The following is a 12681-nucleotide window of genomic DNA, read 5'->3' on the forward strand; positions in this document are numbered from 1 at the left end:
GCACCCGCTCCGGGGTGCGGCGGCCTTTTCCTGCAACGGGATCAGGACTTCTTCGACTCCAGCGCGGTGGCCATCTCCGCCAGCCGCTCCGGCGACGCCGTACCCGTGATCACGGTCGTCGAGCCGTTGTCCTCGCGCACCAGCGCGTCGTACTTCGGGCCCTCCCAGCGCTGCCAGACCACGTCGCCCACCTGCTGCGTCTTCCCGGTCTCCCGGGCTTGCTGGCTGACCTGCGGGATGAACTTGCCGGCCGGCGCCGTGGACTGCTCGACCGCGATGTACTCGCCGTCCGGGTCCAGGAAGCCGAGGTGCCAGGCGTCCGCATCGGCCCGCTTGTACGAGACCGATGTCGGCCTCCACTCCTTCGCCAGTCCCTCAGGTGCCGCCACCGGGTACGGCGCCGCGCGCCGTGCCGTCAGCAGCTCCACCCGGTAGTCGACCGCCTTGACCGGGTCCGCCTTTTCGTCGTGCGGAATGAACACGTAGATCACTGCGACGACGGCGCCGATCACCGCCATCGACAGCACCATGTCCCGCACCGTCTGTCTGCCTCGCATACCTGCCACGCCCCCATGGTCGCATCATGGAAGTGTGCTCAAACGTGGCCCCCTCTGCTCAATTTATCGACGTACCGATAGAGTCGGATCACCCTCTTTTCCGGCCGTCGTCGTACAGAAAGGTGCGCTCCGATGACCGAGCATCATCTGCCGTCCCAGCTCGAGGTCTCTCCTGAGGCCCCCGACCGCAACCTCGCCCTGGAGCTGGTCCGGGTCACCGAGGCCGCCGCAATGGCCGCCGGCCGGTGGGTCGGCCGCGGCGACAAGATCGGCGCGGACGGAGCGGCCGTCAAGGCCATGCGGACCCTCGTCTCCACCGTCTCGATGAACGGCATCGTCGTCATCGGCGAGGGCGAGAAGGACGAAGCCCCGATGCTGTTCAACGGCGAGCGGGTCGGCGACGGTACCGGCGCCGAGGTCGACATCGCCGTGGACCCGATCGACGGCACCACGCTGAACGCCAAGGGCATGCCGAACGCCATCGCCGTGCTCGCCGCCGCCGACCGCGGCACCATGTTCGACCCGTCCGCGGTCTTCTACATGGACAAGCTGGTCACCGGCCCCGAGGCCGCGGACTTCGTGGACATCAACGCCCCCGTCTCGGTCAATATCCGCCGGGTCGCCAAGGCCAAGCACTCCGCGCCCGAGGACGTCACGGTCGTCATCCTGGACCGTCCGCGCCACGAGGGCATCGTCAAGGAGATCCGCGAGACCGGCGCGCGCATCAAGTTCATCTCGGACGGCGATGTCGCGGGCTCGGTCATGGCCGTACGCGAAGGCACCGGCGTCGACATGCTCATGGGCATCGGTGGCACGCCCGAGGGCATCATCTCCGCCTGCGCGATCAAGTGCCTCGGCGGCACGATCCAGGGCAAGCTCTGGCCGAAGGACGACGCCGAGCGGCAGCGCGCGCTCGACGCCGGGCACGACCTGGACCGGGTGCTGCACACGAACGACCTGGTCAGTGGCGACAACGTGTTCTTCGTCGCCACCGGCATCACGGACGGCGAGCTGCTGCGCGGAGTGCGTTACCGCGCGGAGACCGCGACCACCCAGTCGCTGGTGATGCGCTCCAAGTCCGGCACGATCCGCCAGATCGACTCGACCCACCGGCTGTCGAAGCTGCGCGCGTACAGCGCCATCGACTTCGACCGCGCCAAGTAGGACGAGCCGAGCAGGACAAGCGGGTACGGGAAGGGGCGCCCCCCGAGTGCGGTGGGGGCGCCCCTTCCCGTCCCTGCCCGGCGCTCAGGCCGCCGCCGACTTCTTGAGCTCCACCTCGCGCCGCCTGCGCCGGGCCAGCACCACGCGGCGCTCGGCCGCGGTCAGCCCGCCCCACACGCCGTACGGCTCGGGTTGGAGCAGAGCGTGCTCCCGGCATTCGACCATCACGGGGCAGCGGGCGCAGACCCGCTTCGCGGCCTCCTCGCGCGACAGCCGCGCGGCCGTCGGTTCCTTGGACGGAGCGAAGAACAGTCCGGCCTCGTCCCGGCGGCACACCGCCTCCGCGTGCCAGGGCCCGGCCTGATCTTCCCGAGCGGAAATTCGCTGGGGCGGAACGGCGGCGACCTGCAAGGACTGATGCGGCAGTTGCAGCACGGTCTACTCCTGACGACGGCTTCGCGAGCGAGAGACGATGCAGCACTCCCTACCCGCTGTACGCACTCCTATTCACTGAGTGGCACTGAGTTCCGGGGCACGGAATTGCGGGCAGGCGCTCGCGGCCGGAAAGTGCTCCGGAGCGGAGCCGTCAGCCGAGGTGTTTGCGCAGGCGGTCATGGAGGTCGGCGATGAGACGGCCCCGTTTGGGCCTGGCCTCGACATTGCCGAAAACCGAATACCCGTTCACGACGACCACCGGGGCCTCCGGATCGGCCGCCTCCAGGGTGAGCACGTCGAAGTTGCCGAAGAACCCGGTGCCGCTGCCGCGCAGCGAGATGTTCTCCGGGACCCGCACTTCGACATTGCCGAAGATGGAGGTGGCGTTGATGACGGTCAGCCGCTGCTCGAAGAGCGCCTCGGTGAGGTCGATCTCGATGTTGCCGAAGAGCGAGAAGGCGTTGGTGCGGCGGCCGACGCGCCAACGGCCCTTGCGGGTGGAGCTGGAGAAGACGGCGATGAGATTCTCGGCGGGGCCGACGGGCTCCTCGGGCCCGTACGCGTACGACATGGCGTCGCCGCGAGTGCCGGTGCGGGCCGCGGGCAAGTCCCGGACCAGCGGCTCCAGTTCCCCGACGGTCTTGGCCCGGTAGACGGCGTCGATCCGCTCGGAGTGCTCCTCGGCGTCCAGCCGGCCCTCGGCCAGGGCGTCCCGGAGAATGTCGGCGATCCGGTCGCGGTCGGCATCCGAGGCGCGGATGGCGTCACTGGGCTCCGCGGGGGCGACCGGCTTCTGGGGGTGCTTTTCGAGGTCCACGGATCCAGCGTAGCGAAACGCGATAGATCGCGACTAGGGGTACGGGGCCGGGCGCGGCGCCGAGCACCGGGGCTTCGCCCCGGACCCCGCACCTCAACCACCGGAGGGCCTGCCGACGCCCCTCGATGCGTGAGTGAGCCCTACCTCACAAGCGTGCGCGGCCGACCGCGTTCTACGCTGAAGGGCGCGCTGCCAATGGACGTCAGCGCCGCTGTCTGCCGAGTGAGGAATGGCCGTCATGCCAGAGTTTCAGTACTCCGATCTGCTCCCGCTGGGAGAGGACACCACGCCGTACCGGCTGGTGACCTCCGAGGGTGTCTCCACCTTCGAGGCCGACGGGCGTACGTTCCTCAAGGTCGAGCCGGAGGCGCTGCGCACGCTCGCCGCCGAGGCCATGCACGACATCTCGCACTACCTGCGGCCCGCCCACCTCGCGCAGCTGCGCCGTATCGTCGACGACCCGGAGGCCTCCTCCAACGACAAGTTCGTCGCGCTGGACCTGCTGAAGAACGCCAACATCGCGGCCGCCGGCGTACTCCCGATGTGCCAGGACACCGGCACGGCGATCGTCATGGGCAAGCGCGGCCAGAACGTCCTGACGCAGGGCGGCGACGAGGAAGCTCTCTCGCGCGGCATCTACGACGCGTACACCAAGCTCAACCTGCGCTACTCGCAGATGGCTCCGCTCACCATGTGGGAGGAGAAGAACACCGGCTCCAACCTCCCCGCCCAGATCGAGCTGTACGCGACCGACGGCGGTGCGTACAAGTTCCTCTTCATGGCGAAGGGCGGCGGCTCCGCCAACAAGTCCTTCCTCTTCCAGGAGACCAAGGCGGTCCTGAACGAGGCCTCCATGATGAAGTTCCTGGAGGAGAAGATCCGCTCGCTCGGTACGGCCGCCTGCCCGCCGTACCACCTCGCCATCGTCGTCGGCGGCACGTCCGCCGAGTTCGCGCTGAAGACCGCGAAGTACGCCTCCGCGCACTACCTCGACGAGCTGCCCGCCGAGGGCTCGCCCACCGGCCACGGCTTCCGGGACAAGGAGCTGGAGGAGAAGGTCTTCGAGCTCACCCAGAAGATCGGCATCGGCGCGCAGTTCGGCGGCAAGTACTTCTGCCACGACGTCCGCGTCGTCCGCCTTCCGCGTCACGGCGCCTCGCTGCCCGTCGCGATCGCCGTCTCCTGCTCGGCCGACCGCCAGGCCACCGCGAAGATCACTGCCGAGGGCGTGTTCCTGGAGCAGCTGGAGACCGACCCGGCACGGTTCCTGCCGGACACGACGGACGCGCACTTGGACGAGGCGGGTGACGTCGTGAAGATCGACCTCAACCGGCCGATGGACGAGGTGCTGGCCGAGCTCACCAAGTACCCGGTCAAGACCCGGCTCTCGCTGACCGGCCCGCTGGTCGTGGCCCGCGACATCGCGCACGCCAAGATCAAGGAGCGGCTCGACGCGGGCGAGGAGATGCCGCAGTACCTGAAGGACCACCCGGTCTACTACGCCGGTCCGGCGAAGACCCCCGAGGGCTACGCGTCCGGCTCCTTCGGGCCGACGACGGCCGGCCGTATGGACTCGTACGTCGAGCAGTTCCAGGCAGCGGGCGGCTCCAGGGTCATGCTGGCCAAGGGCAACCGCTCGCAGCAGGTGACGAACGCGTGCGGGACGCACGGCGGGTTCTACCTGGGCTCGATCGGCGGGCCCGCGGCGCGGCTCGCGCAGGACTGCATCAAGAAGGTCGAGGTCGTCGAGTACGAGGAGCTCGGCATGGAGGCGGTGTGGCGGATCGAGGTCGAGGACTTCCCGGCGTTCATCGTGGTGGACGACAAGGGCAACGACTTCTTCACGGAGCCGGCGCCCGCGCCGACGTTCACGTCGATTCCGGTGCGGGGTCCGGGGCTGGCGTAACGCCTGCGGCGGGCCGCCCCTTCCCTGAACTGGGGCTCCGCCCCAGACCCCGCGCCTCAAACGCCGGCGGGGCTGGATTTTTCAGCCCGTCCGGCGTTTGAGGACACGCGCGAAGCGCGTACGGGGTTCGGGGCGGAGCCCCGATTCGGGAAGGGGCGGGCTGGGGAACAGCCCTACGCGAAGCGCTGGTTCGCCGCCCCGGTGCACGGCTGGAGCCGGGCCGGCTCCTTCGCCGACGCCAGCGTCAGGCACAACCCCGTCGCCGACGACGGCCGAATCGTCCCGCCCGTGCGGACGAACTGCTGGTTCGCGCCGCCGTGGCAGTTCCACACGATCACCGCCGCGCCCGCCGCATAGCTCCCGCCCGGCACATCCAGGCACCGGTCCTGCGTCAGCTCCGTGTGCAGCGACTTGCGCGCCGAGTCGTACCACCAGCCCTGGTTACGGCCGCCGTGGCAGTCCCAGCCCACCACGCCCGTCCCGTTGCGGCTCACCGCACCCGCGACGTCCAGGCACGAGCCCGTCGCCTCCTCCTTCAGCGGCTTGTACGCGTCGTCCCACGCGCCCGCGTACAGCGCCGGCTTCCCTGTCGACGCCACATCCGCGCAACTGGCCTCCCGCAGCCCCGAGTTGTACAGCTGGGTGAGGCAGGAGGCGAACGCCGCATGGCCGCGCACATTGGGGTGGAAGGACTGGCGGGCCGAATTGGAGTCGGGCGGAATGGGGTTGGAGAGATCGATGTACAGCCCGCGCGCCCAGGCGTCCTCCATGCAGACCTCATGGCCGTGGAAGAGCCGGGAGTTGTCGAGATAGACCGCCCCGGTGGACTGCGCGACCCTGCGCATACCGCGCTCGAACGCGGGGACGGCGGTGTTGCGGCCCCAGACGGTGTCGGAGTCGTAGCCCATACCGCCGCAGATCAGCTTGCCGGGGAAGTTCGGATTGTCGCGGAAGTCCGGGCCGATGGGGCTCGGGTAGCCCATCACGACCAGCTTGTAGTCACCGTCGGCGTATCCGGCGTCGCTCATCACGGTGCGCAGGTCCCGTACGGTCTGCTCGACCTTGGGGATCAGGCCGTCGACGCGGGCCTGCCAGCCCGCCGCGTACTTCGGCTCGCACGGCCCCTGGAACAGCACATAGCGCGTGACGCAGTCGGTTATCACCGGGCCGAACTGCAGATCGTCATTGGCGCCGGCCACCAACAGCACCATCTTGATACGGGTGTTGCGCGCCTTGATGGCGAGGCTGTCGCTCTGGACCAGCTCGTCGGCGTACTGCTTCGAGCCGCCGATCCGGATGTTCCCGGTGTACGCGCCGGAGCAGGAGACGTTGTACGTGAGGTCCGCGGCGATGCCCGTGCGGTGGATGGCGGCGTCGGGCGAGCGGTGGCACCAGTTGTCGGGGCCGTTCGTTCCTGGCTCGTAGCTGCCGACGCCCTCGCCGGAGATCTCGCTGTCGCCGAGCGAGATCAGGCCGGTCTCGCGGTCGGCGAGCGGGCGTTCGGCGGGGCTGCCGTAGAGCTTGACGGCCTCGGTCGCGCGGATGGACTCCAGTTCGGGCGGGAGCGGTACGGATGCTGCGGTACGTATCGCGTCGGGCTGGGCGGCCCGGGCGGTGGTGGCCGTGGCGGCCATTCCGCCAAGTCCTGCCGCCAGTGCCGCGGCGGCCGCGACCGTACGGCGAAGTCTGTGCCTGGTGCGCCTCATTGCGCCTCCCCGGTTTGCTGTTAGTCCGGGTATTTACTGGCGAGTAGCACAGTTGGGAATAGTCAGAACAAGACAACTGCTCATCTTTTTGAGAGTTCCAAGGAGGCATGGCAGCGATGGACGACGCGAGCGAGTACCGGATCGAGCACGACTCCATGGGTGAGGTACGGGTACCGGCGCACGCCAAGTGGCGGGCCCAGACCCAGCGGGCGGTGGAGAATTTCCCCGTGTCCGGCCAGCGGCTGGAGCGGGCCCATATCGAGGCCCTGGCCCGGATCAAGGCGGCCGCGGCCCGGGTCAACGCCGAACTGGGCGTGCTCGACAAGGACATCGCGGAGGCCGTCGCCGACGCGGCCGCGGAGGTCGCGGAGGGCCGCTGGGACGAGCACTTCCCGGTGGACGTCTTCCAGACCGGTTCCGGCACCTCATCGAACATGAACACCAACGAGGTCATCGCCACGCTCGCCACTGAGCGACTCGGCCGTGATGTGCACCCCAACGACCATGTGAACGCGTCCCAGTCGTCCAACGACGTCTTCCCCTCCTCCATCCACATCGCGGCGACGGCGGCCGTGACGGGCGATCTGATCCCGGCGCTGGAGCAACTGGCGGCCTCGCTGGAGCGCAAGGCGTCCGAGTTCTCACTGGTCGTCAAGGCCGGCCGTACGCACCTGATGGACGCCACCCCCGTCACGCTGGGCCAGGAGTTCGGCGGCTATGCCGCACAGATCCGGTACGGCGTGGAACGGCTCAATGCCTCCCTCCCCCGCCTCGCCGAACTCCCGCTCGGCGGCACGGCGGTGGGCACCGGCATCAACACCCCGCCCGGCTTCTCGGCCGCGGTCATCGCCGAGGTCGCCCGCGCGACCGGGCTGCCGCTGACCGAGGCCCGCAATCATTTCGAGGCGCAGGGTGCGCGCGACGGGCTGGTCGAGACGAGCGGCCAGCTGCGTACGATCGCGGTCTCGCTCACCAAGATCTCCAACGACCTGCGCTGGATGGCATCGGGCCCGCGCACCGGCCTCGCCGAGATCGGCCTCCCCGACCTTCAGCCGGGCTCCTCGATCATGCCCGGCAAGGTCAACCCGGTGATCCCGGAGGCCGTGCTGATGGTGGCGGCCCAGGTGACCGGCAACGACGCCACGGTCGCGGCGGCCGGCGCCGCCGGGAACTTCGAGCTGAACGTCATGATGCCGGTGATCGCCAAGAATCTGCTGGAGTCGGTCAGGCTCCTCGCGAATGCCTCGCGGCTGCTGGCGGACCGTACCGTCGACGGCATCACCGCGAACGTCGAGCGAGCCCGTGAGTACGCGGAGTCCTCGCCGGCCGTCGTCACCCCGCTGAACAAGTACATCGGGTACGAGGAGGCGGCGAAGGTCGCCAAGAAGTCGCTGGCCGAGCGGAAGACGATCCGCGAGGTCGTCCTCGAGTCCGGCTATGTGGAGCGTGGAGCGCTGACCCTCGAGCAGCTGGACGAGGCCCTTGACGTGCTGCGTATGACACATCCGTGAGCCGGTGGCCGTGACCTGCGTCGCAGCGGGGCCCCGGCCGTACTCCTAAGATCTGCGCATGACAGGTACGGAACGCATCGCACGCTGGGCGCCCGGGGACCACATCCTCTGGCGCTACCGCGGCCATGCCCCGGATCTGTCGGGCGGCGGCATCCACATCTGCCGGCCCGTGACCGTCGTGGAGGACACCGACGAGCTGCTCGCGGTGTGGATGGCGCCGGGCACCGAGTGTGTGAAGCCGGTGCTCGCGGACGGCACGCCGGTGCACCAGGAGCCGCTGGCCACCCGCTACACCGCACCGCGCACCACCGCCCGCGCCCGCTGGTTCGGCACCGGCGTACTGAAGCTGGCGCGGCCCGGTGAACCCTGGTCGGTCTGGCTGTTCTGGGAGCGCGGCTGGCGGTTCAAGAACTGGTATGTGAACCTCGAGGAGCCGCACGTCCGTTGGGCGGGCGGCGTCGACTCCGAGGATCACTTCCTGGACATTGCCGTCCACCCGGACCGCACCTGGCTCTGGCTGGACGAGGACGAGTTCGCGGAGGCCCAGCGGGTCGGCCTGATGGACGTGGAGAAGGCTCAGGCCGTACGGGAGGCGGGGGAGGCGGCCGTCGAGGCGATCCGGGCCTGGCAGGCGCCGTTCTCCGCGGGCTGGGAGGGCTGGCGGCCGGACCCGGCGTGGCGGGTGCCTCGGCTTCCGGCGGACTGGGACCGTACGGCGGTGCAGGTGACGTCCTGAGTCCGCGTCAGGAGTCTGTGCGCGGGCGCCGGGTGAAGTGACTGATTCCGGTCCGGGAACACGCTCCAGCTCATACGACCTCGTGAGACTCTTGATGCGCCCCCAGGGGGCAAACGTAGGATCGTCGTCCGCAAGGCTGCGCCGTTTGAGCAACTATTGAGCGCAGGGCACAGCCTGACCGTAAGTCATCACGAGTCATTTCAAGGGGGTGGAGCTGTGCCGGATGCCTGCCATCCTGTCGGCGCCGCCCGCAGAGCGGGTATACCGCCTCACGAGGCGATTGCATCGCACAACCGGCCCGGACGGACGGAATCCCACGCGTGACGGAGCAGCCCACCTCCCACGAAGGCCGGCAGCCCTTGGCTGCCCGGCCGCATGAACGCACCCGGCCGCGGTCCGAGGCGACCGGGGGCTCGAACGTGCCCCCGCCTGCCGGTCCGCCGCAGGACCTTGCGGGGACCGCACGCCGCGAGGGCGACCGACTGCGTTTCGTGGGGGCCGCCACCCGCAGGATCGCGCGCGGCATAGACCTCGACGAGATCGTGCTCGGGCTGTGCCGGGCGACCGTGCCGACCTTCTCGGACGCGATTCTCGTCTATCTCCGCAGCCCGCTGCCGGTGGGCGACGAGCGGCCGGTCTCGCCGTTCGTGTTGCGGCTGCGCCGCACCGACCGGCTGCGTTTAGCCGGTGAGGACGCCGATCTCGGCACCGCCGCCCCCATCCCGGTCGTAGACCCGCAGACCGACCTCATGCCTGCCGCCGAGCTGTGCGAGGTGCGGTCCGGTGGTGCGCTCTCCGAGGTGCTGCGCGGCGTACGGCCCGTCTTCGGCGACTCCGCGGCCGCCCGGGCCGCCCTGCCCGAGCTGCTCGGCGCCGACCGCACCGTACCGAGCGGACATCGCGCGATACTCGCCCCGCTCCGCGGCAGGCGGCGGGTGATCGGCGCGGCCGTCTTCCTCCGTCGGCCGGACCGGCCCGCTTTCGAGCCCAACGACCTCCTGGTCGCCGCCCAGTTGGCGACGCACACCGCGCTCGGCATCGACAAGGCCGTGCTGTACGGACGTGAGGCGTACATCGCCGACGAGCTGCAGCGCACCATGCTGCCCGACTCGCTCCCGCAGCCGACCGGCGTCCGTCTCGCGTCCCGCTACCTCCCGGCCGCCGAGACCGCCCGGGTCGGCGGCGACTGGTACGACGCGATCCCGTTGCCGGGCAGCCGGGTGGCGCTGGTGGTCGGCGACGTCATGGGGCACTCCATGACGTCCGCCGCGATCATGGGCCAGCTGCGCACCACCGCGCAGACCCTGGCCGGTCTCGATCTGCCGCCGCAGGAGGTTCTGCACCATCTGGACGAGCAGGCCCAGCGGCTCGGCACGGACCGCATGGCCACCTGCCTCTACGCCGTGTACGACCCCGTCTCGCACCGCATCACCATCGCCAACGCCGGCCACCCGCCGCCCATCCTGCTGCACCTGGGCGGGCGGGCCGAGGTGCTGCGCGTACCGCCCGGCGCACCCATCGGCGTGGGCGGTGTGGACTTCGAGGCCGTGGAGCTGGACGCCCCGGCGGGCGCGACCCTGCTGCTGTACACCGACGGCCTGGTCGAGTCCCGGCTGCGGGATGTGTGGACGGGGATCGAGCAGCTGCGGGAGCGGCTCGCCGCCACCGCCCAGCTGACCGGTCCGGACCATTCGCCGCCGCTCGAGGCGCTCTGCGACGACGTGCTGGACGTTCTCGGCCCGGGCGACCGGGACGACGACATCGCACTGCTCGCGGCCCGCTTCGACGGGATCGCGCCGAGCGATGTCGCCTACTGGTTCCTGGAGCCCGAGGACGCGGCTCCGGGCCGGGCCAGGAGACTGGCCCGGCGGGCGCTGAACCGCTGGGGCCTGGAGGAGCTGAGCGACTCGGTGGAGCTGCTGGTCAGCGAGGTGGTGACCAATGCCGTGCGGTACGCCGAGCGGCCGGTGACGCTGCGGCTGCTGCGTACGGACGTACTGCGCTGCGAGGTCGGCGACGACTCTCCGCAGCTGCCGAGGCAGCGCCGGGCCCGGGACACGGACGAGGGCGGACGAGGGCTGTTCCTGGTGAACCGGCTGGCCAGACGGTGGGGAGCGACCCGCCTGTCGACCGGCAAGGTGGTGTGGTTCGAGCTGCCTACTCCCGCATAGCCGGCAGAGCTCGTACTGGGGCCAGATCTGGACCCTGTCCAAATGTTGCCGACAGGGTGTCGTGGGAGTTGACTGGGGCACGCGGCCGATGCGACCTCAATCCCTCTATCGACGGGAGGACGCTCGTGACCGAGTCATCCCCGAAGGCCCCGTACACGACCAACAATGTCGGCATCCCGGTGGAGAGCGACGAGCATTCGCTCACCGTGGGACCCGACGGTCCGATCCTGCTCCAGGACCACTACCTCATCGAGAAGATGGCCCAGTTCAACCGGGAGCGGGTCCCTGAGCGGGTGGTGCACGCGAAGGGCGCGGGAGCGTACGGCACCTTCGAAGTCACCAATGACGTCAGCCAGTTCACCAGGGCGGACCTCTTCCAGCCGGGCAAGCGCACCGAGATGCTGGCCCGCTTCTCCACTGTCGCGGGTGAGCAGGGCTCCCCCGACACCTGGCGTGACCCCCGCGGCTTCGCGCTGAAGTTCTACACCGAACACGGCAACTACGACATGGTCGGCAACAACACGCCGGTCTTCTTCGTACGCGACACGATCAAGTTCCAGGACTTCATCAGGTCCCAGAAGCGCCACCCGGCCACCGGGCTGCGCAACAACGACATGCAGTGGGACTTCTGGACGCTGTCCCCCGAGTCCGCGCACCAGGTGACGTGGCTGATGGGCGACCGCGGCGTTCCGAAGACCTACCGCCATATGAACGGGTACAGCTCCCACACCTACATGTGGATCAACGGCGGCGGCGAGCGGTTCTGGGTGAAGTACCACTTCAAGACCGACCAGGGCATCGACTTCCTCACACAGGCCGAGGCCGACGAGCTGGCCGGCACGGACGCGGACAAACACCGCCGCGATCTGTACGAGTCGATCGAGTCCAAAAACGCGCCGAGCTGGAGCCTCAAGGTCCAGATCATGCCGTTCGAGGACGCGGCGGACTACCGCTTCAATCCCTTCGACCTGACCAAGGTGTGGCCGCACGGGGACTACCCCTTGATCGACGTCGGCCGGATGACGCTCAACAGGAATCCGGACGACTACTTCATCCACATCGAGCAGGCGGCCTTCGAACCGTCGAACATGGTGCCGGGCATCGGTCCGTCGCCGGACAAGATGCTGCTCGGACGGCTCTTCTCGTACCCGGACACCCACCGGTACCGGATCGGCCCGAACTACGCCCAGCTGCCGCCCAACCGGCCGCACACGTCGGTGAACTCGTATGCCAAGGACGGCCCGATGCGGTACGTGGCGTCGAACGCCGCGAGGCCGTACGCGCCGAACTCCTACGGCGGTCCCGCCGCCGACTTCCAGCGCTTCGGCGAACCGGCGAGCTGGGAGGCCGCGGGAGAGCTGGTGCGCGAGGCGTACAAGCCGCACCGCGAGGACGACGACTGGGGCCAGCCGGGGACCATGGTCCGCCATGTACTGGACGACGCGGCCCGTGAGCGACTGGTGTCGAACGTCAGCGGACATCTGAAGGACGGCGTGACCCGGCCGGTCCTGGACCGGGCGCTGCAGTACTGGCGCAACATCGACAAGAAGATCGGCGACCGTATCGCCCACAAGGTGAACGGCGGCTGACAGGGAGTACGGCAGTGCCCGCGGTCCCGGATACGGGTGCCGCGGGCACTGTCGTACATGTCGCCTGAGGGCGCGGTCAGAACCTGAGG

Annotated in this window: 10 protein-coding genes; 6 read left to right on the forward strand and 4 right to left on the reverse strand. The window is 69.5% G+C overall.

All coding sequences use genetic code 11. From position 1 onward, the window contains the following. Window positions 1–41: 41 nt before the first annotated feature. Window positions 42–557 (reverse strand): DUF4245 domain-containing protein, encoded by a 516-nt coding sequence (locus ACFWDI_RS38210; RefSeq protein ID WP_385311435.1) that lies wholly within the window; start codon window positions 555–557, stop codon window positions 42–44. A 132-nt stretch (window positions 558–689) separates the two neighbouring features. Between ACFWDI_RS38210 and glpX the strand changes: the two genes are divergently transcribed. Beyond that, the gene (gene glpX / locus ACFWDI_RS38215; RefSeq protein WP_362687828.1) at window positions 690–1721 is read left to right on the forward strand and encodes a class II fructose-bisphosphatase; all 1032 of its coding nucleotides are present in this window, start codon (window positions 690–692) and stop codon (window positions 1719–1721) included. A gap of 84 nt (window positions 1722–1805) precedes the next feature. Here glpX and ACFWDI_RS38220 read toward each other — a convergent pair whose 3' ends face one another. After that, complete coding sequence (locus ACFWDI_RS38220) at window positions 1806–2156, reverse strand: WhiB family transcriptional regulator (protein ID WP_327325814.1); 351 nt, start codon at window positions 2154–2156, stop codon at window positions 1806–1808. 151 nt (window positions 2157–2307) lie between these two features. Beyond that, the gene (locus tag ACFWDI_RS38225; RefSeq protein WP_327325813.1) at window positions 2308–2973 is read right to left on the reverse strand and encodes a DUF1707 domain-containing protein; all 666 of its coding nucleotides are present in this window, start codon (window positions 2971–2973) and stop codon (window positions 2308–2310) included. A gap of 238 nt (window positions 2974–3211) precedes the next feature. Here ACFWDI_RS38225 and ACFWDI_RS38230 point away from each other — a divergent pair, with 238 nt between their 5' ends. Next, window positions 3212–4879, forward strand: coding sequence for a fumarate hydratase (locus ACFWDI_RS38230; RefSeq protein WP_385311408.1), 1668 nt, complete (start codon window positions 3212–3214; stop codon window positions 4877–4879). A 173-nt stretch (window positions 4880–5052) separates the two neighbouring features. Here ACFWDI_RS38230 and ACFWDI_RS38235 read toward each other — a convergent pair whose 3' ends face one another. Then, window positions 5053–6585, reverse strand: a complete 1533-nt coding sequence (locus ACFWDI_RS38235) for a ricin-type beta-trefoil lectin domain protein (RefSeq protein ID WP_385311410.1) — start codon at window positions 6583–6585, stop codon at window positions 5053–5055. Between the two features lie 107 nt (window positions 6586–6692). Here ACFWDI_RS38235 and ACFWDI_RS38240 point away from each other — a divergent pair, with 107 nt between their 5' ends. From ACFWDI_RS38240 to ACFWDI_RS38255, 4 genes are all read left to right on the forward strand, one after another. Next, window positions 6693–8096: a class II fumarate hydratase gene (locus tag ACFWDI_RS38240; RefSeq protein WP_385311412.1), complete on the forward strand. Its 1404-nt coding sequence runs from the start codon at window positions 6693–6695 to the stop codon at window positions 8094–8096. 58 nt (window positions 8097–8154) lie between these two features. Then, window positions 8155–8832, forward strand: coding sequence for a DUF402 domain-containing protein (locus ACFWDI_RS38245; protein WP_385311413.1), 678 nt, complete (start codon window positions 8155–8157; stop codon window positions 8830–8832). Window positions 8833–9152: 320 nt separating this feature from the next. After that, window positions 9153–11003 (forward strand): SpoIIE family protein phosphatase, encoded by a 1851-nt coding sequence (locus ACFWDI_RS38250; RefSeq protein ID WP_385311416.1) that lies wholly within the window; start codon window positions 9153–9155, stop codon window positions 11001–11003. Window positions 11004–11128: 125 nt separating this feature from the next. Beyond that, a complete protein-coding gene (locus ACFWDI_RS38255; RefSeq protein WP_385311417.1) occupies window positions 11129–12592 on the forward strand; it encodes a catalase in 1464 nt (487 codons plus the stop codon). Window positions 12593–12681 lie beyond the last annotated feature (89 nt).

The organism is Streptomyces sp. NPDC060064 (assembly GCF_042736455.1).
In the GTDB taxonomy this organism is placed as follows: domain Bacteria; phylum Actinomycetota; class Actinomycetes; order Streptomycetales; family Streptomycetaceae; genus Streptomyces.

What these genes read in the sequence shown, in the direction of transcription:
- glpX (WP_362687828.1), top strand. Translation starts at nt 690, where the DNA reads ATGACCGAGCATCATCTGCCGTCCCAGCTCGAGGTCTCTCCTGAGGCC.
- ACFWDI_RS38230 (WP_385311408.1), top strand. Translation starts at nt 3,212, where the DNA reads ATGCCAGAGTTTCAGTACTCCGATCTGCTCCCGCTGGGAGAGGACACC.
- ACFWDI_RS38235 (WP_385311410.1), bottom strand. Translation starts at nt 6,585, where the DNA reads ATGAGGCGCACCAGGCACAGACTTCGCCGTACGGTCGCGGCCGCCGCG.
- ACFWDI_RS38210 (WP_385311435.1), bottom strand. Translation starts at nt 557, where the DNA reads ATGCGAGGCAGACAGACGGTGCGGGACATGGTGCTGTCGATGGCGGTG.
- ACFWDI_RS38245 (WP_385311413.1), top strand. Translation starts at nt 8,155, where the DNA reads ATGACAGGTACGGAACGCATCGCACGCTGGGCGCCCGGGGACCACATC.
- ACFWDI_RS38240 (WP_385311412.1), top strand. Translation starts at nt 6,693, where the DNA reads ATGGCAGCGATGGACGACGCGAGCGAGTACCGGATCGAGCACGACTCC.